Below are 25,277 nucleotides of genomic sequence, written 5' to 3'. Positions count from 1 at the left end.
GTTCACACATCGCGCTGGGTCGTCGTGAAGCGGAAGGACAGATGACCCTCCAGGCTGCAAGGCGGGCGGGGCTCGTAGGCTTGGAAACCGCACCGCCGAAGCCACGTTAGTCGCCGCGTGTTCCTAGCGTCCGCGAAGCTGTACAGCGTCTGGTGACGAGTCTGCATCAGGTTCAGGAACGACCTAGATTGCCTCAAGATTTCGAGGACGTCATCGCGTTCATCCATCCGGTCAGCTCCGAAAATCCACACATGGGCGACCGAGGGATTGCCGATGGGGACACAGCCAAAGACTGCGATAGGCTCCGCGTCGTCGAGAATTGCCCAGGCCATGTCGGAGATCATTACATGCGACACAAGCGCAACAGCGGGCTCTAGGCCGGAGGTGGCCTTGATTTCGGATTGGTCTGCCTCGCTCAGGCCCTCGGATAGGTCCACAAGCCACTCAGCGGCTTGTGCATTTGATACCCCACCCAGATCTATAAACTTCGTGGAGCAAGGCAGGGGCTCCCGCAGGGCTGGACGGCCGTTCCCCTCGTTGCCACGGTGACAGCCACTCTCGGCCGAGGCCCGGTGGTTGGTGGCGGTGAACTCATCCCCTGTAAGAAAATCGGTCATGACGGGCCTTGTGGGTTGCGGCGCTTAGGCCTGATGTTTGGTCTGCCCCCCCCCCCCGCCGCAGAGGCATCGCCGGGCGGCGGGACGGGTGTAGGCGCGCCCTTCACGTGCAGTTGGCGGGGAGTGAGCATCAGAGGTCCTCGATCTCATCGGCAAACTCGGGAGCAACGGCCTGCCCCTTCGCTCGACCGCTGCGCACGAGGAGGTTCCGCCGACAAAGGTTCAGCCGGTCCTGGTCTCGGTATTGGACTACTCGCCCCGGTCCCGGTTGCAGAAGCTCGCGGGCCACCCCAGCAATCCCACCGGCAACGCTACGGTCGCGGTAGACCACGCGATAGGTTCCGGTGAGGGGGCCGTTTCGGTTGAGCCAGAATCTCGTAGATCGCCCGGCGGCGACCCAAGCGTCATAGTCTGCGGCGTCCATGGTGACGAAGACACCGCGCTTATTCGCGATCTCCACGCGCACGACGGCGTCGCCGTCACGGTTGCCCGTGCGGATGATGTTCGGTTCCATTGATTTTCCAGGTTGGTGCCGCAGCTCAGCGGCAGGTTTCTCAGCGAAGTACGCGACGCATTCCTGCACCAGAGCCCGCCGCTGACAGCGTTTGGCTCCTAGAGTGCGTTTTAAAACTACGCTGGTATCAAGGGTGTCAGTTTATTCGAGGCGATGAACAACCGCGAAAATATAGGATCTAGATCCGTGCAGACTTTGAAAACGGAGACACCAATCCCCATCTCTAAAACCCTAGGGTAACCTATAGGTAGACCATAGAGTCTCTATAACAGGATTACCCTAATCACCACCACCTGAGTATACCCCAAGGCACCCAAGGAGACACGAGGTCTCCCCAGGTTACCTCTGGATGCCCCAGGAAGGGGTGCTGGAGTCACCAAGATCGCTTACGGGACGCTCGGGTGCCCACAGGTCTCCCTGCGCCCCTGCGGGCTCTGGAGGGGGTTTCTAGGGCCTCCCCCAGCACGACCGCGAAGGATTCCGCGATGTCCATAGGCAGCGGCATGGCTTCCCGGCCGTGGTCGGCGAGGGAGTAGGTGCCGGTCTTGCGGATGGACGGCAGGACCTCGGAGGCGAGCCAGTGTTGGAACGCCAGCGCTTCGGCTTTCTCCGAGCGCATGATGAGCTTGTAAAGCGCAGGCTCACTGAGCAGAGCGAGGCGACTGGTACTGCCTTCAAAGAGGGAAAGGAGAGGGGGAGTGTTTTGAACACCTCCCCTCGTGATCGACTTCAACTCGTCCGGCTTGAACAGTCGGCGACCGATGCCGTTTGTCGCTGTGTTGGAGGCGAGGCCCAATGCCCGGCAGATGTCTGCCGAGACAAACCAAGGCTCACCATCAATCACGGTGGAGCGGATGGTGATGATGTCGTTGTCGGCGGAAGAGACCCTCCGGGAGGCACGTGTTTGAGTCACGTGTCTTCGTCAGGACCTGGGCTTCGGCTTTGTTCGAGCGCATGATGAGCTTGTAGAGACCGGACTCGGAGACAATCCGCAGTCGATACTCACGCGGTTCCCACAGGTCAAAGGCACTGCCTCCGTCCGAGGGAGGCAGTCGGCGGTCCAGGGTGTTGATCTCTTCCGGCTGAAAGCGGTGGAGGTGCTTACTTGTGTGGTCTGCCCTAAGACCCAGCGCCCGGCAGACGTCCGCTGCGACGAACCAAGGCTCCCCGTCGATCAAGGTGGAGCGGATGTTGACGATGTCGTCGGCGGCGCGGGTGAAGGCGAAGGTGGTGGGGTTGCCCGTCGCGCCGTCCCCGAGATAGTTTGCCTCTGTGGAGCCTCCCTTGGTCTGACCAAGGGTGGCCCCGGTCTCGCTGGGCTAGAGCAGACAGGGGTCGGGGATTAGCGTCGCCGACCCCACCCAGCTAGACGCCCACGATGGCGGCCAGGACGTCCAGGCCGCGCGGCGTCAGCCGCAGATATCGAACGCGGCGATCTTCGGGGTCATGCTCCTGAGTGAGCCAACCTACGGCCTTCGGGTATGAGCGGGATGGCTCCAGCAGCATGTCCTTGGATTTCTCGATAGAGCGGCCAATGCCCTCAAACTCACCCTTAATCTGACTGAGGGTAACCCGGCTGTGCCGAAGGTCCTTGCGAGCAACTGCCAGGAAGAACAGCAACTGGCGGGCCGTGAGGGTCTCGGGCGCGAGAGGGATTAGACGCTCAACAACGCCGGTCAGGCCGTCAAGCTCGGCTGCAAGGACCGCCGGAGAGATCGACCTCCGGCTCGTGTGGGCGCGGTCATCTGCGGAGGGGGTGGCCATAAGCTCGTCCATAACGTTGAATTCTGGCCTAGGCGTACATCGCCTAATTTCCAGACGCCATCGTCGAGCTTCAGCCCCTACTGCCGCCCTCGGGTTGTCCTGAGGTGACCTGAGGGCACCTGAGGTTTATCCTGAGCAATCCCGCCCCAAGGGTGGAAGTTTATTCGAGGCGGAGGCTGAACCCAGATCTCCAGGCGCTGGCCACACCGTCAAGTTACACTGAGGTGACCTGAGGTGGCCTGAGGGTTCTCCTGAGCCAATCCCACCCCAAGGGTGCAACTTTATTCGATCCGGGGCTGGCGAGACGCCGGGCGGACGAACGATGGCTACGGGGCGGCGGGGAGATTGAACGGCGCATAGCTGATTTTACGAAGCTCGCGATCCAACACACTGACCATGCCGCGATCCCCGTATTTCGAGACCAGCCCGCGTCCCGCCCAGCCGCCCAGAGCTGCGGCCACCTCTTCCGACAGGCCCGCCTCCCGGCAAGCATCTCTGAAACCATGCCGGAAGGCGTGGAACGGCGTGGCGGGGGCGCTGAGGCCCAGATCAGACCTGAACCGCCCGAACCATTTGGACAGGTCGTGAGAGTGGTTCCCGCCGGGGCCGGGGCGAAGCTGGGGGAATAGAACTTCATCGCCTGCCTTCCGGCGGGCCTCGACGAAGGCCAAGAAGCCCGCCTCCACCAGAGCGGGATGAAGAGGGGTGCGCCGCGCGCTGGGCTCCGTCTTGAGTCGGCGCTCTTCGATCCGCCGCCCCTCCTCGTCGAACTCGGAGAAGTTCATGCACCAGACGCCGTCTATCTGGACGATGTCAGCCGTTCGCAGCGGCGCGATCTCCCCGGCGCGGGCACCAGAGTAGAGGGCAATGGCCGAGAGCCAGTATTTCCAAGGCATCCGCGCCCGCTCAGCTTCCAAGGCGCTGAAGAGTACCGCCAGCTCGTCCGGCTTAAAGCCCCGGCGTTTCACCACCGCCCTGTCCTTGCCCAAGAGGCCGACAGCGGGGTTACGGTCGATATGCTCTTCCTTGACCGCCCAGTGCAGCATCGCGGACAGGTTCTGAAGATACGACTTGACCGTGTTGGGGGCCAATCGCTGCGCGCCCGTGGCGTCGGCCCTATCGGCCGCCTCCGTCAAGCTGAGGCCAGGAAAACGCTTTCCGACATGGGCGGGGACACGCCTGAGAAGGTCGCGGACTTGGCGGATGTCAGCCCGCGTTATGCCTCGGATGGCCCTCTCCGTGCCCAGCGCCTCCTCCAAGGCCCTGAAGACATGGCCGTACTTACGCTCTGTGGACTCTCCTCCGTGTGCGGACATGCGCTCGGCCTTGTAGAGGGTGATGAGCTGGCCGAGAGTGATGCCCCCTACGGCCCCTGAGGACGCCTGTGGGGCCTCCGAAGGCGGTTCCACCACTTGCCCCGACAGACGGCGCTCCATGAGGTCCAGAAGGCGAACCTGGGCACGAAGCAGGGCGAGACCCAGTATCTCCCGGCTAGGGTCCCCCGGCGGGTACCATAGGCCTGCCTGGGCAAGCGCCTTGTCCACCTCCGGTGTGACCGAGGTGATGTCGAGGGTCGCCAACGCCCGGCGATAATCAGGGGTGGCTTCCTCCAGCCACAGATGCGCGCCTCTGACGCCGCTCTCACCACGGCCCGTTCGCGTCGCCTCATCGAACTCCAGGACTTCGCCGATCCAGGCGTTCGCCATGCGCGCGGCATCGGTCTTGTTCAGCGGCAAGGACGCCTTACCGGCTGCCTTCGCCCTCGCATTGACGATCAAGGCATCAGTGGCGACGCCCCTCTCGCGGGCGAGGCGCTTGGCTTCCTCAAAGTCGCGGGTGTGCAAACTTTCGCGCCATTGGGTGATCCCGAGGTCCCCCGAGACGTCCTCCGGGACCCTCCGGCGGAACTGATAGACCGCTCCACGGCGGTAGAGATGAGCGCATCCGTGCACGGCGTCCATTCCCGTCCGGTGACACAGTTTTGTGTCACAGTGCAAGCTTCAGAAGGACCGGATTTGCTGGATTTCCTGCCTAATCAGACCTCTATCGAGGATTGGTAGGCCCGGAGGGACTCGAACCCCCAACCAGACCGTTATGAGCGGTCGGCTCTAACCATTGAGCTACAGGCCCCCAGAGCGCGCGACCATGCGCGGCGCGGCGGGAGGAACCGCCTAGCAGGCGCGGATGCGGCTTGCCAAGAGGCGCGTTCTCAGACGGCATGTTTCAGCGAATTCACGAAGATGAACGGAAACCGACATGGAAGCTGAGGCGTTGGTTCAGGCATAAAAGGCCAAGGTTGCGGCCATGGATCGACGAACCCGTCGGTCAGGATCGTCCTACGGAGACTTCGGCATGAAAAGCGCGTTCAAATCCCTGATGCTGGGCAGCGCCCTGACGGCGGCGGTCGCCCTGAGCGCGGTCGCTCCGGCGATGGCCCAGAGCGTCCAGCCGGTGCAGATGATGCAGCCCGCGCCGTCGCTGAACCTGTCGGCCTATGGCGAGGTCAAGGCCGCGCCGGACATGGCCACCATCAGCTTCGGCGTCCAGACCGAGGCCCCCACGGCCCAGCAGGCCATGCGCGACAATGCGACCCGGATGACCCAGGTCATGGCCGCCCTGCGCCGCGCCGGCATCGCCGAGCGCGACGTCCAGACCTCGGGCCTGAACCTGTCGGCGCAATATGACTATGTGCAGAACGAACCGCCCAAGCTGCGCGGCTATCAGGCCGTGAACCGGGTGACGGTGGTCATCAACGACCTGACCAAGGTCGGGACCACCGCCGACGCCGTGGTCGCAGCCGGGGTCAACCAGATCGACGGCATCAGCTTCGGCCTGAAGGATCCGACCGCAGCCGAGAACCAGGCGCGCCAACTGGCCGTTCGGGCCCTGCAAGCCAAGGCCCAGCTGTACGCCCAGGCCCTGAACGTCCAGCTGGCCGGCATCCGCAACCTGAGCGAAGGCGGCGGCTATTCGCCCGAGCCCCAGCCGATGTTCGCCGTGCGCGCCATGGCGATGCGCGAGGACGCCAGCACCCCGGTCGCCGCCGGCGAGCTGACGGTGCGGATCGACATTACGGGCGTCTACGACATCGCGCGCTGATCGACGCTGATGAACGAAGAAAAGGCCCGCCGTCGCCGGCGGGCCTTTTTGCATCGCCACGTCGCCTGGATCAGGCCGCGCGCTTGATCTCGTTGTTATCGTCCAGCAGCACGACGTTCGGCGTCCACTGGCGGGCTTCTTCCTGGGGGAGTTGTCCGTAGGTGACGACGATGACCTTGTCGTTCTTCTGGACCAGGCGGGCGGCGGCGCCGTTGACGCCGATGACCTTGGAGCCGCGCGGGGCCTCGATGGCGTAGGTGGTGAAACGGGCGCCGTTGGTGATGTTCAGCACATCGACCTGCTCGTGCGGAAAGATGCCCGCCGCGTCCAGCAGATCCATGTCGATGGCGATCGAGCCCTCGTAGTCGAGGTCGGCCTGGGTCACCGTGGCGCGGTGCAGCTTGGACTTCATCAGGGTGACCAGCATGGGGCGGTCTCCGGTCTATGGCGCGGGGCGACAGGCCCTCGCTCGTTGGCGGCTCATATAGGGATTTCCGCAAGCCGCATCAATCGCGGCGCGCCGCCGCAACATGCTGGATCCGGGGCGATGCGACGCGCCGACGTTGCGGGACGTTCATTTGACGGTGACTGTTCCGGCACTATGGTGAAATCGAGCCATTTCGGCCCCTGCGAGCGCGCCTTCTCCCATGAAGCAATTCTTCCTGACGGTTCTGGGTGTCTTCACCGGACTGATCCTGTTCGTCGTCGTCATTCCGATGGTGTTGCTGACCGTCGCGATCGCGGGCGCCTCGTCCAAACCGGAAACCCCCGCCAGCGCGGTGTTGGAACTGGACCTGCGCGAGGGGATCAGCGACCAGCCGTCGACCAATCCGTTCGCGGCCTTCGGCGGTTCGAGCCTGTCGGTGCTTCAGGTCGTGGACGGTCTGGCCCAGGCTGAGAAGGACAACAACGTCAAGGCGGTGCTGATCCGCCTGCCGGAGGCCGGCATGACCCCGGCGACGGCGGACGAGCTGCGCCAGGCGATCCGTCGCTTCCGCGCCTCGGGCAAGCCGGTCATCGCCCACAGCCAGGGCTTCGCCCCGGCCGGCGCGGTGATGTCGACCTATATGGTCGGCGCCTCGGCGTCCGAACTGTGGATGCAGAACACCGCCGGCTTCCAGGCCACCGGCTTCTCGGCCGAGAGCCTGTTCCTGGGCCGGGCGTTCGACAAATACGGGGTGCGCGCCGATTTCGAGCAGCGTTACGAGTACAAGAACGCCGTCAACGAATACACCCAGAGCGACTATACCCCGGCGCACCGCGAGGCCATGACGGCCTGGATGACCTCGCTGTATGACAGCGCCCTGGCCAACGCCGCCCAGGACCGCAAGACCACCCCGGCCGCGCTGAAGACGGTGATCGAGGCCGGCCCCTATTCGGCCGAACAGGCCCTGTCGAACAAGCTGATCGACAAGATCGGCCAGGTTGAAGAGGCCGAAGCCGAGATCAAGCGCCGCGCCGGCAAGGGCGCCGAGATCGTCGAGTTCGGCCAGTACGTCTCCGAAAAGGGCGAACGGACCGGCTCGGGCAAGAACGCCATCGCCATCGTCGGCGGCGAGGGCGCCATCGTGACCGGCCGGGGCGACGGCGGAAGCTTCGGCGGCGGCTCGTCGATCCATTCGGACGACACGGCCGGGGCCATCTATGACGCCATCGAGGACAAGGCCGTGAAGGCCATCGTCTTCCGCGTCTCCTCGCCGGGCGGATCGCCGGAAGCCTCGGAACAGATCCTGGCCGCCGTGCGCGCGGCCAAGGCCGCCGGCAAGCCGGTGGTGGTCTCCATGGGCGCCTACGCCGCATCGGGCGGCTACTGGGTCAGTTCGGAGGCCGACTGGATCGTGGCCCAGCCCTCGACCCTGACCGGCTCCATCGGCGTGTTCGGCGGCAAGTTCGTCGTCGCCGACGCCCTGGGCCGGTTCGGCGTGGATATGCGCGACCTGACGGTCGGGGGCCAGTACGCCGACGCCTTCTCGTCGACCCAGTCCTTCACGCCCCAGCAGCGGGCCGCCTTCGCCGGCTCGATGGACCGGATCTATGACGACTTCATCACCCGCGTGGCGACGGGTCGCAAGCTGGAGCCGGCGCGGGTGCGCGAGATCGCCAAGGGCCGCGTCTGGACCGGGGCCCAGGCCCTGCCGCTGGGCCTGGTCGATCAGCTGGGCGGCCTGACCGAGGCGGTGGCCAAGGCCAAGGCCCTGGCCAAGATTCCGGCCGGCGAGTCCGTGCGCTTCAAGCATTTCCCCAAGTCAAAGTCGCCGTGGGAAGCCCTGTCCGAAATGTTCGGGGTCCAGAGCGAGGCGGCCCAGGCCCTGGTCATGCTGGGCGGCGTCATGGCCGATCCGCAGGCCCAGGCGCTGATGCAACGGGTCGAGGGCGAGCGGATGCGCAGCGAGGGCGCCGTCGTCCTGGCCGATCAACCGATGTTCTAACGATGGGCGTGACGATCCATCGCACACAGGCGTGAGGGGACGATCCATTGACCGCAGGGCCCAATGGACCGACATTGAACCAAAGGCGTTCCTAGGAGCGCCTGAAAGGATGACCCATGTTCCAGCCTGAACGTCTCGCCACACTGGGCTTCGCCGCCCGCCGCCGGCCCAACGGCCTGATCGCCTCGATCATGTGGATCGCGGGCCTGATCGCCGCCGTCGCCGCCCTGGCCGTCGGCGCGGTTCTGGCCGTCTTCACCGCCGCCGCGGTCGCGGTGATCGCCCTGTTCGCCGGGATCCTGGTTTTCCTGGCCGGTCTGGCCATGCGGACACGCCGCAACCTGGCGCCGCGTCGCCGCGCCGGGGATCCCGACGTGATTGAGGCGCACAAGGTGGACGGCACCTGGGTCGCCTACGGCTGGGAGCGCCACGGCCGCTGAGGCCCGACGTCATGGTTGACCTGATTGCGGCGCCCTCGCCGAACTTCGACACGCGTCGCGCGCCGCCCGACATGCTGGTGCTCCACTATACCGGCATGGAGACGGGCGAAGCCGCCCTGGCGCGGCTGCGCGATCCCGAGGCCAAGGTCTCGGCCCATTATCTGATCGAGGAAGACGGCCGCGTCTTCCAGCTGGTTCCCGAAGAACGGCGCGCCTGGCATGCGGGCCGTGGGGTCTGGCGCGGCGAGGACGACTGCAACGCCGCCTCGATCGGCATAGAGATCGTCAATCCCGGCCATGAGTTCGGCTATCGCCCCTTCCCCGAGGCCCAGATCGCGGCGGTCATCGCCCTGATCGGCGATATCCGCGACCGCTGGACCATTCCCGACAACCGCATCATCGCCCATTCCGACCTGGCGCCCGAGCGCAAGACGGATCCCGGCGAGCTCTTCCCTTGGAAACGGCTGGCAGAGGCCGGGCACGGCCTGTGGTTCGAACCCGCCGCCGAACGGATCAAGGCCCTGGGCGGCCTGCTGCAAAAAGGCGACCAGGGGATCGGGGTCGTGGTGCTGCGCGCCGGCCTGCACCGGTTGGGCTATGGGCTGACGCCCGGCGGCGACTATGACGCCGAGACTGAGACCACGGTCCGCGCCTTCCAGCGGCACTGGCGCCCCGACCGCATCGACGGCGTCGCCGACGGCGAGACGCGGGCGCGGCTGGTGGGGTTGCTGCAACTGGCCAGCGTCGAGAGCGTCACGGGCGTGCTGGATTAGAGGGCCGCGCGGTCCTGGAAGGGGCCGTAGATCCTCAGGATCGTGACGCTGTGGTCGGTTTCGCACCATTCGTAGAAGAAGCGGTATCCTTCCCGAACATGTTCTCGAACATTCGGATTTTCGCCAAACGGCCAACGGGTCGGCGCGGTCTTCAAGTCCTGTAAGGCCGCCAAGAGGGCCGCATACCGTGACCGTCCGCGTGCACCGCTGCCGGCTTGGGTGAGCCATTCCCTGGCTTGGCCGAGGTCCCGTCGCGCCCGTTCGGTGACGATCAGAGTGTTGCGACGACGCATTCAGTGGTCGTGGGCGGTCGCCCAGGCGATCTCGGCCTCGAGCCAGCGCTCGGCCTCTTCGCCTGAAATAACCCGGCCGGCGGCGATGTCCGCATAGGCTTCGGCCAATAGCGCGCGTTCGTGTGCGATCCGGCGTTCGCGCTGCTCGTCGCTTTCGGGCGTCATCATCTTCGAGACGGGTTCGACCATGCGCCGATCATGCCACATTTCGTCCGCCAACGCATCCGTTGGTTGACCTGCGCGGCGCAGCGGCGCATCTAGCCTCCGCCAGACGGCTGGGCGGTCGCGGCGGGACTTGATTCCGTCGAGGAAAGTCCGGGCTCCACGGTGAAAAGGCGGCGGATAACTTCCGCCCGGGGCGACCCGAGGGATAGCGCCACAGAAAGCAAACCTCCGGCCTTGCGAGGCCGGTAAGGGTGAAAGGGTGGGGTAAGAGCCCACCGCGTGCCTGGCAACAGGGACGGCATGGCAAGCCCCGCCTGGAGCAAGACCAAATAGGGACATCGCGCGGGGTTCGCCTCGCGGGGCTCACCGCCTCAGATGTCCGGGTAGGTCGCGAGAACCGTTCAGCAATGGACGGTCCAGAGGAATGATCGTCGCCGTTCCAGGCTTCGGCTTCGGAGCGGAACAAAACCCGGCTTACAGGCCGTCTGGCAAATTTTCGGTCTGATCCCCCCTCGCGTCAATGGACGCCCATGCTCGTTTTTCAGAGCTGGAGAGGCGTGTCTCACGACGGTTCAACCCCGGAACTTCCCGGCTTCTTTCAAGCGGGAGGCCGTTGGCCGCGTCGTCGCCGGCGGGCCAGACCTGGGGTCGTGGCGGTAGAGATAAGGAGGGCCATGATGATCGGCGTGTGCTGCGGCCTGGGTCGCAGTCGGGTCGTCCGGCCCTCCCCTTTCGTCAGAATTTCGCGGTCAGGATCAGGCCCAGATAGGACTGATCCTCAGCCACGCCGCTCTCCTTCAGGAAGTCGCCGGACACGGTGTAATTGGCCACGCCGGACACGCTGACGAACGGGTTGACGGCGTAGGTGACGAACCCCGCATAGCGCCAACCGACATAGGCGGACTCGCCTTCGGTACCGGCGCGCAAAGCCGCGCCCGACACCAGATAGACGCCGTCCTTCTTGCTCTGGCGCCACAAGCCCGCCGTCGACAGTCCGATCGTGGTCTTGGGCAGGGGCCGGAAGGTGACCTGAGGCTGGATGCTGATCAGGTTGGAGACGTTGAAGTCAGTGCGCAGCGAGATCGGCGGCACATACAAGGCGTTATAGGTGTTCTGGACATTGTCGGTGCGATCCTTGTCGCCCGAGGCGGCGTCGATGCGCAAAGCCACGCGCGGCGCCCAGCGATGATCGAAGGTCCGACCGACCGTGCCCGACACATACCAGGCCTCGATATCCAGCCCGCGATAATCACCGCGCTGGATCACGCCCTCGACATCATAGTCCCAGGGCGCAACCCGACCATCCAGGCGAACGGAAGCCGTGTCTCGCTGATCCCGCCCCGCGACGCCGGTGTCGAAGGCCAGACCCAGGCGGTCGGTGTTGGCGTAAAACAGTTCCAGCCGGGGCGCATTGGGGCCCGCGCCCAGCCGGCGCGACGCCGTGACGCCATAGAGCCGGTAGTCGTAGTTGGTCGCATCGTCGAAAGAAGCCTTGCTCTCACGCAGCGCATAGCCGGCGAACAGTCCGCCGGACCAGCCGGTCGGGCGGTCGTACATGATCCGCGTCATGTCGAAGGCGGTACGGGCGTTGGAGCCCTCACGCGGCTCGATGATGCGGAACACGCCGACGCCGAACTCCTGACGACCGACACGGACCTTCAGCGCGCCGTCGCCCAAGACCTGTTTCGTCTCGACGAAGGCCTGGTGCACATCGGTGCGGCTTTCCTCAATGACCGCTTCGCCACTGTCCAGGCCGGTCGTTCGGCCGTCCTGAAGCTCGACAAAGACGCGCAGATTCGGCGTGGCGTGCAGGTCTGCCCACAGGCGCAGGCGTTGCTGCAGATCGCCGTCATCGTCCTGCAGGCCCCGGCCGAACCTTTCGTTGCCGCGATATTCGGCGCGCCAGCGGCCCTCGCCGCCCAGGCTCAGCCAGCCGTTCTCGCCGACGGGAATGTATTTCAGATCGGCCCAGGGCGAGGTGCGCTTGGCCGGATCACGCAAACGGGTCCAATCGTCGTCATAGTTGAGCGGCTTGAAGACGATGGGCGGGCTCGCCGCCGACGGCGCGGCGGACTGAGCCGGCGACTGGCCGCTGAGCGGCGGCGCCGACTGCGGCTGGGCCTGTTCGACGACGACCGGAGGGGCGGACGCCCCGGTCTCGCGCGTGACGTCGGTCACAGCCGGATTGACGGGCAGGGTTGCGGACAGCAGCGCGGCGGCCGCCGTGGTCGAGAGCAGCATGGGTTCCTCCAGGGTGAGCCGCCCGGTTGGTTCCGGGCGCGCATCGAATGGTCAGGGCGTTATTCGGCGTCCGGCTGGACGCCGGGTACGGCGTTACGGAAGGCGTCGAGTTCCAGGCAGGCGGCCTCGATGGCGTTGAGGCGGGGCCAGCGCAGTTCCACGCCGAAGCGGCGGGCATTGCCCAGTTGCGGCACGATGCAGATGTCGGCCAGGCCCGGCTGGGCGCCGAAGGCGAACGGGCCCTCGGCCTCGGCCAGAAGCGTCTCCACCGCTTCCAGCCCCTCTTCAATGACCCCGGCGGCCCAGGCCGTGACGACCTCCTCGGGCTGACCCAGGTCACGAAGACGCTGCAGGATCTTCAGGTTCTGCACCGGGTGGATGTCGCAGGCGATGGCCTGGGCCACGGCCCGCACCTGGGCGCGCGCCACCGGGTCACGCGGCAGGAAGGCCGGCTCGGGGTGGATCTCGTCCAGATACTCGCAGATGGCCAGGGACTGGGTCAGGACCGCGCCGTCATCGGTGACGAAGGCCGGCGTCAGCCCCTGCGGGTTGAGCGCCAGATAGGTGGGCGCCCGCTGCTCGCCGCGGCGCAGGTGATGCGACACCTGGTCTGCGGCGAGCCCCTTGAGGCCCAGGGCGATCCGCACGCGCCACGACGCGGTGGAGCGGAAATAGCCGTGCAGGATCATGGGTTCAGGCTCCGGTCTTCTTGCGCACGCCGCCCAGAACCAGGACGGCGAGAGAAGCGATGAGCGCCGGGATGACGGCCATCAGGATGATGTTCTGCGGCGACCATGCGGCGGCTAACAGCATGCCCCCGACCAGCGGGCCGACGATGGCGCCGATCCGGCCGACGCCCAGGGCCCAACCCACGCCGGTGGCGCGGATGGCGGTCGGATAGACCGAGGCGGCCAGGGCGTTGCAGCCGATCTGGGCGCCGACGACGCCGAAGCCGGACAGGGCCGCGCCGATCAGCAGGACGGTCAGGTTCACGCCGCCGAAGGCGATGACGGCGATGAAGACCGCCGAGGCCGCATAGGCCGCACCCAGCACGATATAGGGGCTGCGCTTGTCGATCAGGCGGCCCAGGGCGATGGCGCCGACGACGCCCCCCAGGTTCAGGGTCGAAGTAGACAGGATGGCCAGGGACAGGGGCAGGCCCGCGCCCTTCAGCAGGGTCGGCAGCCAGTTCACCAGGAAGTACATGACCAACAGGTTCATGAAGAAGGCGACCCACAGCAGGCCCGTGACCGGCGCGCGGCCTTCACGAAACAGTTGGAAGACCGAGAAACCCTTGGCCGCCGACGAATGCTCGTCCTTCAGGCCCTGGATGAAGGCCTGGGTGGAGGCGTCGGGGTCGATGCGTTTAACGATGGGCGCGATCCGGCTTTCCGGCGCGTCGCGGGCCACCAGGAAACGGACCGATTCCGGCAGCATGAAATAGAGCACCGGCAGGAGCAGCAGCGGCAACACCCCGCCGACCACGAAGACCGAATGCCAGTCCCAGTTGGCGATCAGCCAGGTCGATCCCAGGCCGCCGATGGTCGAGCCCAGCGGGAAGCCGCAGAACATGACCGTCACCAGCGTCGCCCGCAGTCGTTGCGGCGCATATTCGCTGGTCAGGGCGATGATATTGGGCATGGCGGCGCCCAGGCCGATGCCGGTCAGCAGGCGATAGATCAGCAGATGTTCCAGGTTCGTCGCCGTCGCGGTCAGCAGAGCGAAAACGCCGAAAATCGCCGTCGAGATCAGGATGATGGTCTTGCGGCCGAACTTGTCGGCGGCGGGGCTCAGCACGAAGGCCCCGATGGTCAGGCCCAGCAGGCCGACCGAGAAGATCGGACCGAAGGCGGCCGGGGTCAGACCCCAGTCCTCGGCGATCCTCGGCGCCACGAAGGCGATCGACTGGGTGTCGAAGCCGTCCAACATGGCGATGACGAAACACAGCGCCGTAACGCCGAACTGCAACGAACCAAACTTGGCCCGATCGACGACGGCGCTGCCGCCGGTCGCTTCTAGAGTAGCCATTGTGGGTTTCCTATCCCTAGAGAAACGTGCGGATCTTGCGCCCGCTTCGTCCCAATCATTGATGTTGGACTTGTTGTTCAGGCGGCCTTGGGGCCGACTTTAATGTTCAGCGGTTCGAGGCCGTCGATAGTCACGGTCATCTCGTCGCCCTCGACCACCGCGCCGACGCCCGCAGGGGTGCCGGTGTAGATCAGGTCGCCGGGTTCGAGACGCCACAGGCTGGACGCGAAGGCGACGATGTCGGCCACCGGCCAGATCAGGTCGGCCAGATCGGCGTCCTGTTTCACTTCGCCGTTGACGGTCAGTTTGATCGACCCCTTGGTCGGGTCGAAATCGCCCTCGCCGGCCTTCTGGATCAGACCCAGCGGCGACGACTGTTCGACATTCTTGCCCGTATCCCACGGACGGCCCTGGGCGCGAGCGGCCAGCTGCAAGTCACGGCGCGTCATGTCCAGACCGGCGGCGTAACCCCAGACATGATCCATGGCCGTATCGACCGAGACGTCGCGGCCGGACTTGCCGATGGCGACGACCAGTTCGGCTTCGTAGTGGAAGTCGCCCGTCTGTTGCGGATAGGCGATGGTCGAACCGTTCGGCACGACCGTCTCGGCCCAGGCAGTGAAGAAGAAGGGCGGCTCGCGATCCGGATCGCGGCCCATCTCACGGGCATGGGCGGCATAGTTGCGGCCGACGCAAAGAATGCGGCGCACCGGGAAATCATCGCCCGTCGAAGTCGGGGCGAGAACCGGCGCTTGCGGTTGGAACAGCAGGCTCATGCGTTTTCTTCTCTGTAGAGGTTCAACTTTTCCTGGCAGGCCTTGTCCGAATAACCGAACAGGACCAGCTGGCTTTCGGCCTTGAACACCACCTGTTTCCAGGACGGCACGACCAGGATGTCACGGGGGTTCAGGACGATGGTCTCGCCCTCGATCACCGCCTCGCCCTGACCTTCGACCACCACGAAGATGGTGCCGTCGGTCGAGCGGCGCGGCTGGGTCTCGAACCCGGCCGGCATCAGACGGACATGGGCCGAGATGGTCGCCATGACCGGCCCGCCGTTGACGGGGTTCAGAAACTCCAGCGCGTGGCCCAGATGCGGATCGGGCTCGGCGCCGCTGTTGGCCAGCCCGTCCAGAGCCGGACGCCAGTCGGCATAGGGATAGTGGAACAGCGGCTGATGCGACGGACGACGATCGGCCGTATGTCCCTTCAGCGGACGCATGTTGCGGCCATAGCGGTTCAGGCTGTCGCCCGGCGGAACCTGTTCCGGATACTGGTCCTCGCTGTAGCCCTCGGCGAAACTGGCGTCGAAATGGCGCACGGTCGGGATGTCCAGGCCGTCCAGCCAGATCATCGGCGTCTCGGTCGGGTTGCTGTGGTCATGCCACTGTCCGCCCGGCGTCAGCACCAGGTCGAACGGGCGCATGATCGCCTTCTCGCCATCGACGGCCGTATAGGCGCCGTCGCCCTCGATCACAAAGCGCAGGGCCGACTGGGTGTGTCGGTGCGACGGCGCCACTTCTCCGGGGAGGATCAGTTGCAGGCCGGCATAGAGGCTGGGCGTGATGCCCGAAAGCCCAGGCAGGCCGGGATTTTCCAGGATCAGCACCCGGCGCTCGGCCTGTTTGGCGCTGATCAGGTCCCCCGCGCGCATCAGATAGTCGCGGGCATTGTCATAGGACCATTTGTGCACCTTGGCCGGGCTGTCCGGCCGGGGCAGCACCAGGGCGGCCAGCTTCTCCCAAAGCGGATAGAGGCCTTCCGGCTCCATCTGCTGATATAGGGTCTCCAGCTGCGCCTGCTGGTCGTTCTTCAGGGGTTGGGCGCCGTCCATGATCAAGCCTCCACGCCGACGTGGAGCAGGCCGTCTTGCAGCTTCACCGGGAAGGTTCTGACCGCCACGGTGCAGGGTGCGCCGACGGCTTCGCCCGTCTTCACATTGAAGACGCCCTGGTGCAGCGGGCACTCGATCAGGTCGCCGTCCAGGTAGCCGTCGGCCAGACTGGCGGCGCCGTGGGTGCACAGGTCGGCGGTGGCGTAATAGTCGCCTTCGACGGCGTAGAGGGCGACCTTCAGGCCGCCGACGACGGCCTGGGCCACGCCATATTGTTCGAGATCGGACGGCGCCACGGTGGGCTGCCAGGTCAGAGTCGCTGTATCGGTCATGCGGGGTACACGAGACTGTTGGGGATCATTTCGGAATCAAAGACGACGATCCGCTTGGCGAACCGCAGCCGGTCGCCATCGCGCACCACGCGGTCGTGACACACGGCGGACAGGACGATCTCGGACGTCTTGTCGATCAAGGTCTGGACCAGCAGCAGATTGTGCCGCGTCAGCACCGCCCCGCCGTCCTCGCCGACGATGCTCGGCGCAGTCGGGAAGCGACGATAATAGCGCGGCGCATACATCTGGGTGCGCGTCAGGCCGGTGACCCGGTCCTTCAGCATGCCCCGGCTTTCGGCCTGCATGGTGCACAGCGAATAGCCGGCTTCGTAATTCTCACGCGGGATCACCCGATACAGGCAGTCCTCGGTGAAGAACTCCGGCCAGTCGTGCAGCCGCACATCGTCCAGCACGGCGTAATAGTCGTCGTAGAGGTCGCGGATCGCATCGCGCGTGATCACGCCCTGACCTTCGACGGAGCGTTCGAGAACGGACGTGCTCACAGGCCCATGACCTTTCTCCAGTAACGATACATGCCGCGCACAGCCGTCTCGGTGACCTGGTGGTCGGTGCACTCGATCTCGCGCCCGCCCATCTGGAGGATGAAATTTTTGTCGGGCGAACCAGCCGCGCCCTGCTGGGTCATCTCGAGGACTTCGCCGTCGTCGGCCGAGACGAAACCGGCCGGGCCGAACAGATTGGCCTGACGCGTACGGCGCAGCCGCATCTCCGGCGTGTCCTCGGCGTAGCACCAGTGGGTCCAGTGGAAGTCGAACCCGTTCGTCCCCTTGGGCACGATCTGTCGCGTCGTCAGACTGTTGATCTGCTGCTGCAGGATCACGCTCGGGAAGATGGTGATCATCCCCACCGTCTCGTCGCCCGGAAACTCCTGCACCACGTCCATGACACGCGGATCTTCCAGGACCAGGTCGCTCTGCAGATTGCGGATGTCGGCCGTCGCCTCGCTCGCCTTCTGTTCGCCCTTGCGCGAGATCAGGATGGCGTGGCGACCCTCGTCGTCAATGTCGACGGCGGACTTCTGATCGGCCCGGAACAGGCCGAAGGTGGCGAAGAACACGTGCAGCAGGCCCGCATGATACGGGTCCTTGATGTTCTCCTGCATCTGTTTCCAGTTCGCGGGAATATGCTGGCGGTTATAGCCCAGCACCTCCAGCTTCCGGCCGTCATAGACGCGGATGTAGTGTTTCCAGAACCGCTCGCCGAGGTATTCGCGGAACGACGGGGTCTCGTCCGAGAAGGTCGCCCAGACGACGCCGTTGACCTCTTCGACGCGCAGCTTGTGCAGGCCGTTCTGCGACAGGTCGAAGTCGGCCGGCATGCCGCCCTGACGCTTGACGCCGCGACGGAAGGGCACGCCCTGCAAGTCGCCGTTCAGCGCATAGGACCACTGATGATAAGGACAGATCAGTTCTTGCGAATGGCCAAAACGGGCCTGGCAGAATTTGACGCCCTTGTGGGCGCAGCGGTTCTCGACCACCGAGATTTCGCCCTCGGCTGACCGAACCATGACCACAGGCTTTTCGCCCAGGGTCGTGGTCTTCCAGTCGCCGACGTTCGGCAGTTCACACTCCAGGCCGACATACAGCCAGTGCGGCCCGTACCAGATCTTCTGCAGCTCGGACGCGTAGATTTCAGGATCCGTATAGACCCAGTAGGGCACGGCCGCATCGACGTCCGCAGGCCACATCCGCCCCTCGAGCGGTTTGACGGAAATGTTCATTTTCGCGCCTCCCAGAACCAGAAAGTCGTCAGCGAACTCTCGTCGCCGTTGACCGGACAGATGTCGTGGTTTTTGATCTATGTCAAACGCATTGCATATTGTGCAGCGCGATAGGAGACAGACCATGGTCGAAAACATCGTCATCATCGGCGCCGGACATGCCGGTGGAGCAGCCGCTATCTCTTTGCGGGAACTTGGCTTTTCCGGTTCTATCCGCGTGATCGGCGACGAGGCGGAACCGCCCTACGAACGCCCCACATTGTCCAAGGAATTCCTTTCCGGGGCCGATGCCTCGCCCGTCTACCTGGCGAACGAAGACCGCTGGTCAGAGCTGAAAGTGACGCTGACGCTGGGCGTCTCGGCCCAGGCTATCGACCGCGACGCACGCCGGGTCACGCTCTCAGATGGATCGCAGGTTTCGTATGATCGACTGGTGCTGGCGACCGGCGGTCGGGCGCGACGACTCGATGCGCCCGACTATCCGCGGATCCATCATCTGCGCACGATCGAAGACGCCCGGACCCTGGCCGCAGCGGCCCGTCCCGGCGCGCGCGCCGTCATCGTCGGCGGCGGGGTGATCGGGCTCGAGACCGCTTCGACCCTGGTCGGTCTCGGCCTGTCGGCGACGGTTCTGGAAGCCGGCGAACGCCTGCTGGGGCGCAACACCCCCGCCGACGCCGCCGCCTGGATCGCCGAGGCCCACGCCCGCATCGGCGTCGAGATTCACCTCGGCCGTTCGCTGAAGACGGTGACGGAGCGGCCGGGCGGGCTGACGGTCGGCCTCGACGACGGAACGACGCTGGACGCCGACCTGATGGTCGTCGGCATCGGCATCATCCCCTGCGTCGAGCTGGCCGAGGCCGCCGGCCTGCCGACCGCCGCGGGCGTGCTGGTGGACGCCGACTATCGCTCGCTGGGCGACCCCGATGTCTTCGCCATCGGAGACCTGGCCCTGCGCGTCTTCGGCGACGCCCCCGCCCCGCGCCGGATGGAAACCTGGGCCCACGCTCAGACCTCGGCCCGCGCAGCGGCCCTGGCCATCCTGGGTCAACCGGGCGAGCTGGAACCCACGCCCTGGTTCTGGACCGCCCAGTGCGGACATATGCTGCAGATCGCCGGCGATCCCTCCGTCGCCGACAGCGTGGTCGCACGCGGGGACGGGGTCCGACTTTATCTTCGCGCCGGAACCCTGGTCGGCGCCGCCTGCCTGGACCAGCCGCGCGACTTCGGCACGGCGCGCCGCCTGATCGGCAAGGCGCTGACGCCCGAGACGGCGGCCGATCCGCGCGCCGATCTACGCAAGGCGGCGGCCTGAACCCTGTCTCTAGAGGACCGGACGGCGTCCGCCGATAGCGGCGGTCACGCGATCACAGACGGCGATCAGCTGATCGCGAACGGAGTCGTCAAGCTCGGGCTTGAAGGCCGAGGTCGCCAGCACGGTCGCCGTCATGACGGCCTCTTCCTGCAAGTCGAAGATCGGCACGGCCGTCGCCCGCAATCCGGGAATCAATGAACCGCTGACGGCGGAATAGCCGTCGGCGCGCACCCGCTTACGCAGGCCCTCGACATCAACCGGTTCCAGCCCGCGATCCTCAGCCGTCTCGCGCGCGATCAGATGGCGCGTATGGCTATCGTGGCGGAAGGCCAGGAAGACATGCCCCGTCGCCGACCGCAGCAGAGGCAGGGCCGAACCGACCATCAACGAGGTCGCCACCGGCGGCGAGCCCATGGCCCAGCGCACGACGATCGGCCCGGTCGGCCCCAGCGAGGCCATCTGCACGGTCCGCCCCGTTTCTCTGGCGAATTCGGTGATCGCCAGATTGGCCTCGTGGAAGGCGTCGATCCGCGTCAGGGCGCCCAGTCCCAGACGCAAGGCGGCCGGCCCCAGATCATAATGACCGCTGGCCGCCTCCTGACGCGCCATGCCCGCCGCGACCAGACTGGCCAGATATCGATGCGCCTGCGACGGCGACAGATCGGCCGCCAGAGCGATGACGCCCAAAGGCTGCGCCCCCTCCTGGGCCGCCAGCACATCCAGCACGCGCAGACCGATGCCAACGGATTGGATCCCCTGCCGTCTCTCGCTCTCCGCCACAGGTAGGTCTCCGATTTCCGCCCAGGAATTGCGGTTCGTTCTCAACCCCATATCTGACATCAGACGGCATAAACTCAACCCGCGATGTTGTCAGGAACAGATATCCCAAGGGCGTCAGCCTATTCGCGGGTGCTGTCATCTGTGGGTGGCCCCTGCATTGAACCGATCGGCTTTTGACCACCGCCAATCCGGCCACCCTCCCGACGAGACGCTATCGTCAGTTTTCGACGGCGAGATCGGGGATGTATTGCGCCGCAATCCTGTCGACAAAACCGTGGGGCGCTGCGCCCAGCAGGTTCGTCAGAACGATCACCGCAAGGCCATCCTCGGGGTAGATGAAGATGGCCGCGCGATTGCCGCCCGTGGGCGTGATCGCGGGGTGTTCCGCGCGGCGAATGACCGGCCAGCCCAGTCCATAGCCATTGATGGTCTTGTTGAAGCCGCGATAGCTTCCGTCGGGCAGTTGCTGCGGCGTCCAGAGCTGCTCGAGGCCCCTTTCGCTGACCAGTTCCCGCTTTTGCAGCGCGATAACCCATGCAGCCAGGTCTGTGGCCGTGGCCTGAACGCCTGCGGTGGGATGCATGTAGGCCGGCCACACCTCCTGGCGCGCAAACGGGGTCTCGCTGCGCTCGACGCCAACGGTCCTCATGTCCGTGATCTGCAGCGTCAGATAGGTGTAGAGCCGGGCCAGCTCGGGCACGGTGTCGGCCGTGTTTCCAAAGCGGGCGTGCGCCATGCCCGCCGCGTTGAACTGCCCCTCGCCAACGACATCAACGAAGGGCTTGCCCGAGAGCTTCTCGATGATCTTGCCCATCAGGGCATAGCCGGTCTGGTTGTAGGCATACTGCGTCCCGGGCGCGTATCTCAGCGGGAGTTCCTGCACCCTTGCCCAGGCGGCGTCGGGCTCGGCGCCGTCGATCAGCCGGGTATTGTCGTCGATGATCTCAGGCAGGCCGGATGTGTGCGTGAGGATCTGTCGGACCGTGATCGCGTCCCACGACGGCGGAAGCCCTTCGAGATAGTGCGTCACCGATTCATCGAGATCGAGCTTTCCGGCCTCGACAAGCTGCATCGCCGCGACGCCGGTGAAGGCCTTGCTGATCGAATTGACGCCGAAAACAGTGCGGTCCGTTACAGGCGCCCCGGTCTCCAGGTCAGACTGGCCGTAAGCGCCCGTGAATATGATCTCGCCGTCTTTCACGATCGCCAGCTGGAGCCCCGGAATTTGGCGAGACGCCATTTCGCTCTGAACCAGGTGTTCAATCGCTGCGGTCTTGCCGTCCGTTTCTGCGATCCGTGGCGTGTGGGCGTCTGCGCGATCCGCAAGACCGCCCATGACGGCAATCAGGCCGATTGCGGCAGTAATTTTGCTCAACATTCTTCTGGCTATCCGGAGCTTAAGGGGTGGGGTATCGGCTGCGATTGAGGATCGGGCTATCGACGCGCCCTTGCGATCCCCAGGGCAGTAAGAACAGGCGCTGCTGCGAGCGCAACGGGTCGTTGACTGAGAGTTGGGTTGGTCATGGCGTCGGTTGACCCGTTCGCTGCACGCTCATCAACCACGTCTCGGTCAATGGTAGGCCTTGATCGGTGAACAGCAGAGCATCCCGGCGAACTGTCGCCTCAAGAGCGGGGCGGGTGCGGCGCGGGGGCGGGTTTGAACCGCCCCCGTTTGACACGGGCGGCTGGCCTCAAAACCGTATCCTGAGATTGGCCCCGACGAACCGCATAGGCAGTTCGAAGCCGTCGAGTCCGCCACGCTCGAATGGATCGACGGGTTCAACAATCGACGCCTGCTCGCCCCCATCGGCGACATCCCGCCCGCCGAGGCAGAGCAGCGCGACTACGCGGCGGTGGACGACGTTGCCATCGCCGCATAACTTAACTCAAATAGCCTGCGGCAACCCCGGGGCGGTTCACTACCGCCCCGGGGTCACCCGCTACGACAAACCCGCTGATCTACTGAACCGACGGGACCACTTCGATCGGAAGTCCCAGACCTTCCAGCTGCGGAAGAACCTTTTCCTTATCCCCGACGACAACCCAGGTGAAATCGTCTTTGACGATCACGCTTCTGGCGGCGGCATCCAGCTCTTCAGTCGTCAAAGTCTTAAGCCGCTCCTGTTCCGTTACGATGGAATCAAATGGGCGTTGATAAAGCGCATCGTTTCGCATCCGCGTCAGGATTGACGTTGACCGCAGAAGGCTGCCCGGCGCCTCTTTGATACTTCCATCGACCGTCCGATCAAGTTCACTCTGGGTCACGCCGTTCTCGCCGAGAAACTGAGTAACCTGATCGCGCAGGGCAACTATAGAATCTCCAGTGTGATCCGCCTGGACGGGTGCAACAATCGTGTACTGGACTTGGTTTTCATAACGATAGAGGTTTGTCGAAGCGCCGTAAGTCCACCCCTTGGCCGTTCGCAGATCCGCGTTAATTCGCGACTGATATCCGCCGCCAAGAATGGTGTTGGCCTGCACGAGGTCGAGCAGGTCGTCCGACCCCTTCACGGGCAAAACCTTACCGCCGTAGATAACGGACTGAGTCGATTGCGGAACATCGATGAAAATGATGCGCGGATTACTTGATGGAATCGCAACGTCGAAATTTTTACGACCCGCAGCAAGGCTCGGCGGCGCCCAGGCGCCAAAACGCGCCTCCAGCTTACTTTGCATCTCCTGCAAGCTTAGATTGCCCACAATGAAGATTTCCAGCTTGTCGGGACGAATCCAGGCCTGGTGGAAGGCGGCGAGGTCTTCGGAGGTCACGGTCTCGATGACATTGGCCGTGCCGTTGCCGGAGACGGGACGCCCATAGGGGTGCTGGCCGCCAAAGAGGGCGGCAGCCAGGGTGCGCGACGCGAGGCTCCGCGGCTGCGCCTGCTCCTGCTTAATCGCCGACAGGCGCTGATCGCGCGCCCGCGCCACGCCTGCCTCGTCAAACGACGGATTCATGACGATGTCGGCCAGCAAATCAAGCGAGGGATCAAGAGTCATCGTAAGCGCGGTTAGGTCAACTTGCGTTCTATCCATCGTCGAACGCGTATTGATACGTGCGCCCAGTCTTTCCTGTTCAATGCCCAGTTCACCCTCGTCCATCGACTTGGTGCCTTGCTTCATGGCCGCCAACATCAGGCCCTGCACGCCAAGACGGTCCGTGCTGTCGGCAGAGATGCCTGCATCGAATGACAAGGACACGTTCACGACGGGCAGCACGTCACGCCGCACAAAATGGACCTTGATCCCGTTAGAAAGGGTGGCGTTTTCCACCACCGGAAAATCAATTTTCGTCACCCCGCTAAAAGGAGGCATGGTCCGACTATTGGCGGAAGCCGCTGGTGTGTCGGCCGCTGCGACGACGGGCGGGCTTTCACTCTTGGTTGGCGCCCCTTCGGCCGCGCCCGGAACCACCCCGGCCGTGACCTCAGCCTCTTCGGCCTCGACGCGGTCGCCGGGAACGACCGTAAAGGCCAGAACCGGCCGAGAAAGCCACTTCTTCAATGATGCTTTCACCGTTTCGGGCGAGGCGTCCGCAATCGCCAGCATTTCGTCCTTGTATCCGTCCGGCTTTCCAGAGGCGAGCATGCTATAGGCCAGCAGCGACGCCCGACCGCCTACCGTTTCGAGAGCGCCGAGAGTATAGGAAGCATTATCGACCGCAATCCTATCTATTTCCGACTGCTCCGGGCCCTTACCGATGTAATCTGACACTATTTCATCCAGACGCCTGGACACAAGGTCCGGATCGACACCAGCTTTCACATCCACTCTAATCTGGAAAAAACTAAGGTGCTGGTTAGTCTGAACCTGCGCGTTTACGCTATCGGCCAGCTTCTCGTCGCGGACAAGCGCGTCGTAGAGACGCGAGCCCGCCATGTCGCCCAAAATCCTAGCGCCGACATCCAACGAAACAGTCTCCGGATCGGCCACACCCGGGACAGCCCAATAGCGATAAAGGCGTGATTGCGCCACGCGATCGGCTAAAACGAGATCTTTTCGTTCAGAAAGAGAAGGCACATCACGCTTAGGCGCGTCCGCACTATGTCCTCGCGGAATGTCGCCAAACCATTTCCCAACCTTTTCCTTCGCTTGGTCTAAAGTCACATCGCCGGACAACACCAATAGTGCATTGTTCGGCACATAATGTTCTTCAATCCACTCATTCACGTCATTAAGGCTGGCCTTATTCAGATCCTCCATCGAGCCTATAACGTCATGGTGATAGGGATGATCTTCAGGCAACAGATTTTCCAGCATGAACTCGCGAACAAGCCCAAACGGCTGGTCTTCTTTCTGACGTTTCTCATTCTTCACGACGCCCCGCTGACTATCCAGCTTGGCCTGGGTCATGGCGCCGGTGAGGTTCGCCATACGATCACTTTCGATGAACAGGGCCGCATCCAAACTGGGTGTGGGCACCGTCTCGAAATAGTTCGTGACATCGACGCCGGTCGTGCCGTTGATTTCAAACGCACCGATATTCTTTAGTTGCTCCATGACATCACCGGGCACATTGGCAGACCCGGTGAACATCAGATGCTCAAAAAAGTGCGCGAAGCCGGTCCGGCCGGACGGCTCCGCCCCTGAACCCACATCATACCAGAGCGAGACCGCCACAACCGGCGCACGGTGATCCGTTTGCACGATGACCCGCAGGCCATTTTCCAGTGTGAAGGTCGAATAGGGAATGTTCATCCCCTTAACCAGGACATCAACCGCCTCTTCGCTCGGCGTAGCGGCGAATGCAGGCGATGGGTTGCAGGTCGCGTTTATAGAGACCGTCAGCGCAACCGCACTTACGCACATAGCGAAGAGGCGATGTCTTTTCATAGTATATTACAATCCCACAACATTAACGGCACAAAAAACGTTAGGCAGAGAGGCGAAAGCAATACGCCTCTCTGCTCTTCTA

At 64.4% G+C, this 25,277-nt stretch carries 25 protein-coding genes, 1 tRNA gene, 1 other RNA gene and 1 pseudogene; 7 read left to right on the top strand and 21 right to left on the bottom strand.

All coding sequences use genetic code 11. The features are described 5' to 3' along the window. Nucleotides 1-2 precede the first annotated feature (2 nt). From OU998_RS04890 to OU998_RS04865, 7 genes are all read right to left on the bottom strand, one after another. Entirely contained in the window at nucleotides 3-617 is a 615-nt protein-coding gene (locus tag OU998_RS04890) for a hypothetical protein (protein ID WP_267515715.1), read from the bottom strand. A gap of 130 nt (nucleotides 618-747) precedes the next feature. Then, a complete protein-coding gene (locus OU998_RS04885) occupies nucleotides 748-1,131 on the bottom strand; it encodes a hypothetical protein (protein ID WP_267515714.1) in 384 nt (127 codons plus the stop codon). A gap of 373 nt (nucleotides 1,132-1,504) precedes the next feature. Continuing rightward, a complete protein-coding gene (locus OU998_RS04880) occupies nucleotides 1,505-2,044 on the bottom strand; it encodes a Bro-N domain-containing protein (RefSeq protein WP_267515713.1) in 540 nt (179 codons plus the stop codon). Then, nucleotides 1,968-2,321: a Bro-N domain-containing protein gene (locus OU998_RS17030; RefSeq protein ID WP_420709831.1), complete on the bottom strand. Its 354-nt coding sequence runs from the start codon at nucleotides 2,319-2,321 to the stop codon at nucleotides 1,968-1,970. The genes OU998_RS04880 and OU998_RS17030 overlap by 77 nt, the downstream gene beginning before the upstream one ends. A gap of 175 nt (nucleotides 2,322-2,496) precedes the next feature. Next, nucleotides 2,497-2,895 (bottom strand): hypothetical protein, encoded by a 399-nt coding sequence (locus OU998_RS04875; RefSeq protein ID WP_267515712.1) that lies wholly within the window; start codon nucleotides 2,893-2,895, stop codon nucleotides 2,497-2,499. Nucleotides 2,896-3,221: 326 nt separating this feature from the next. Continuing rightward, entirely contained in the window at nucleotides 3,222-4,856 is a 1,635-nt protein-coding gene (locus tag OU998_RS04870; protein WP_324287977.1) for a DUF6538 domain-containing protein, read from the bottom strand. Nucleotides 4,857-4,949: 93 nt separating this feature from the next. Further along, nucleotides 4,950-5,025, bottom strand: a tRNA-Ile gene (locus tag OU998_RS04865). A gap of 222 nt (nucleotides 5,026-5,247) precedes the next feature. Here OU998_RS04865 and OU998_RS04860 point away from each other — a divergent pair. Then, nucleotides 5,248-5,994 carry an SIMPL domain-containing protein gene (locus tag OU998_RS04860; RefSeq protein WP_267515710.1) on the top strand — a complete coding sequence of 249 codons (747 nt, stop codon included), beginning with the start codon at nucleotides 5,248-5,250 and terminating at the stop codon, nucleotides 5,992-5,994. Between the two features lie 70 nt (nucleotides 5,995-6,064). Here OU998_RS04860 and panD read toward each other — a convergent pair whose 3' ends face one another. Then, nucleotides 6,065-6,421, bottom strand: coding sequence for an aspartate 1-decarboxylase (panD, locus tag OU998_RS04855; RefSeq protein ID WP_267515709.1), 357 nt, complete (start codon nucleotides 6,419-6,421; stop codon nucleotides 6,065-6,067). A 220-nt stretch (nucleotides 6,422-6,641) separates the two neighbouring features. Here panD and sppA point away from each other — a divergent pair, with 220 nt between their 5' ends. The 3 genes from sppA to OU998_RS04840 all read left to right on the top strand — a co-directional run bounded on the left by sppA (nucleotide 6,642) and on the right by OU998_RS04840 (nucleotide 9,636). Beyond that, entirely contained in the window at nucleotides 6,642-8,423 is a 1,782-nt protein-coding gene (gene sppA, locus OU998_RS04850; RefSeq protein WP_267515708.1) for a signal peptide peptidase SppA, read from the top strand. Between the two features lie 116 nt (nucleotides 8,424-8,539). Next, nucleotides 8,540-8,863, top strand: coding sequence for a hypothetical protein (locus OU998_RS04845; protein WP_267515707.1), 324 nt, complete (start codon nucleotides 8,540-8,542; stop codon nucleotides 8,861-8,863). 11 nt (nucleotides 8,864-8,874) lie between these two features. Beyond that, complete coding sequence (locus OU998_RS04840) at nucleotides 8,875-9,636, top strand: N-acetylmuramoyl-L-alanine amidase (protein ID WP_267515706.1); 762 nt, start codon at nucleotides 8,875-8,877, stop codon at nucleotides 9,634-9,636. Here the strand turns inward: OU998_RS04840 and OU998_RS04835 are convergent. Beyond that, complete coding sequence (locus OU998_RS04835) at nucleotides 9,633-9,929, bottom strand: type II toxin-antitoxin system RelE/ParE family toxin (protein WP_267515705.1); 297 nt, start codon at nucleotides 9,927-9,929, stop codon at nucleotides 9,633-9,635. The two genes, OU998_RS04840 and OU998_RS04835, sit on opposite strands and share 4 nt — an antisense overlap. Then, nucleotides 9,930-10,118: a CopG family transcriptional regulator gene (locus tag OU998_RS04830; protein ID WP_267515704.1), complete on the bottom strand. Its 189-nt coding sequence runs from the start codon at nucleotides 10,116-10,118 to the stop codon at nucleotides 9,930-9,932. It lies immediately after the preceding gene. Between the two features lie 78 nt (nucleotides 10,119-10,196). Between OU998_RS04830 and rnpB the strand changes: the two genes are divergently transcribed. Next, nucleotides 10,197-10,587: RNase P RNA component class A (gene rnpB / locus OU998_RS04825), an RNA gene on the top strand. A gap of 242 nt (nucleotides 10,588-10,829) precedes the next feature. Here rnpB and OU998_RS04820 read toward each other — a convergent pair. The 8 genes from OU998_RS04820 to OU998_RS04785 form a co-directional block, all read right to left on the bottom strand. Next, nucleotides 10,830-12,335, bottom strand: coding sequence for an alginate export family protein (locus OU998_RS04820; RefSeq protein WP_267515703.1), 1,506 nt, complete (start codon nucleotides 12,333-12,335; stop codon nucleotides 10,830-10,832). 59 nt (nucleotides 12,336-12,394) lie between these two features. Next, on the bottom strand, nucleotides 12,395-13,024 hold the full coding sequence (maiA, locus tag OU998_RS04815) for a maleylacetoacetate isomerase (RefSeq protein ID WP_267515702.1): 630 nt from the start codon (nucleotides 13,022-13,024) through the stop codon (nucleotides 12,395-12,397). A gap of 4 nt (nucleotides 13,025-13,028) precedes the next feature. After that, a complete protein-coding gene (locus OU998_RS04810) occupies nucleotides 13,029-14,363 on the bottom strand; it encodes an MFS transporter (protein ID WP_267515701.1) in 1,335 nt (444 codons plus the stop codon). Between the two features lie 77 nt (nucleotides 14,364-14,440). Beyond that, nucleotides 14,441-15,139 (bottom strand): fumarylacetoacetate hydrolase family protein, encoded by a 699-nt coding sequence (locus tag OU998_RS04805; RefSeq protein ID WP_267515700.1) that lies wholly within the window; start codon nucleotides 15,137-15,139, stop codon nucleotides 14,441-14,443. Further along, complete coding sequence (gene gtdA, locus OU998_RS04800; protein WP_267515699.1) at nucleotides 15,136-16,197, bottom strand: gentisate 1,2-dioxygenase; 1,062 nt, start codon at nucleotides 16,195-16,197, stop codon at nucleotides 15,136-15,138. The genes OU998_RS04805 and gtdA overlap by 4 nt, the downstream gene beginning before the upstream one ends. 2 nt (nucleotides 16,198-16,199) lie before the next feature. Continuing rightward, nucleotides 16,200-16,529 (bottom strand): non-heme iron oxygenase ferredoxin subunit, encoded by a 330-nt coding sequence (locus OU998_RS04795; RefSeq protein WP_267515698.1) that lies wholly within the window; start codon nucleotides 16,527-16,529, stop codon nucleotides 16,200-16,202. Further along, complete coding sequence (locus OU998_RS04790; protein WP_267515697.1) at nucleotides 16,526-17,032, bottom strand: aromatic-ring-hydroxylating dioxygenase subunit beta; 507 nt, start codon at nucleotides 17,030-17,032, stop codon at nucleotides 16,526-16,528. Before OU998_RS04790 ends, OU998_RS04795 begins: the two co-directional genes overlap by 4 nt. After that, complete coding sequence (locus OU998_RS04785; RefSeq protein ID WP_267515696.1) at nucleotides 17,029-18,270, bottom strand: aromatic ring-hydroxylating dioxygenase subunit alpha; 1,242 nt, start codon at nucleotides 18,268-18,270, stop codon at nucleotides 17,029-17,031. Before OU998_RS04785 ends, OU998_RS04790 begins: the two co-directional genes overlap by 4 nt. A gap of 124 nt (nucleotides 18,271-18,394) precedes the next feature. On the opposite strand from OU998_RS04785, the gene OU998_RS04780 reads away from it, so the two are divergent. Beyond that, the gene (locus tag OU998_RS04780; RefSeq protein ID WP_267515695.1) at nucleotides 18,395-19,585 is read left to right on the top strand and encodes an NAD(P)/FAD-dependent oxidoreductase; all 1,191 of its coding nucleotides are present in this window, start codon (nucleotides 18,395-18,397) and stop codon (nucleotides 19,583-19,585) included. A gap of 9 nt (nucleotides 19,586-19,594) precedes the next feature. On the opposite strand, the gene OU998_RS04775 is transcribed toward OU998_RS04780, so the two are convergent. Beyond that, nucleotides 19,595-20,365, bottom strand: a complete 771-nt coding sequence (locus OU998_RS04775; RefSeq protein WP_267515694.1) for an IclR family transcriptional regulator — start codon at nucleotides 20,363-20,365, stop codon at nucleotides 19,595-19,597. Between the two features lie 217 nt (nucleotides 20,366-20,582). Beyond that, on the bottom strand, nucleotides 20,583-21,743 hold the full coding sequence (locus tag OU998_RS04770; protein WP_267515693.1) for a serine hydrolase domain-containing protein: 1,161 nt from the start codon (nucleotides 21,741-21,743) through the stop codon (nucleotides 20,583-20,585). A 346-nt stretch (nucleotides 21,744-22,089) separates the two neighbouring features. On the opposite strand from OU998_RS04770, the pseudogene OU998_RS04765 reads away from it, so the two are divergent. Then, nucleotides 22,090-22,245, top strand: a pseudogene (locus OU998_RS04765) (IS3 family transposase); the annotation flags it as partial. A gap of 79 nt (nucleotides 22,246-22,324) precedes the next feature. Here the strand turns inward: OU998_RS04765 and OU998_RS04760 are convergent. Continuing rightward, entirely contained in the window at nucleotides 22,325-25,060 is a 2,736-nt protein-coding gene (locus OU998_RS04760; protein ID WP_267515692.1) for a M16 family metallopeptidase, read from the bottom strand. Nucleotides 25,061-25,277: the final 217 nt, after the last annotated feature.

It is taken from the genome of Brevundimonas sp. SL130 (genome assembly GCF_026625805.1).
Taxonomy (GTDB): domain Bacteria; phylum Pseudomonadota; class Alphaproteobacteria; order Caulobacterales; family Caulobacteraceae; genus Brevundimonas.
Note: the sequence above shows the minus strand (reverse complement) of the source record. Positions and strands in the feature narration are given on the sequence as shown.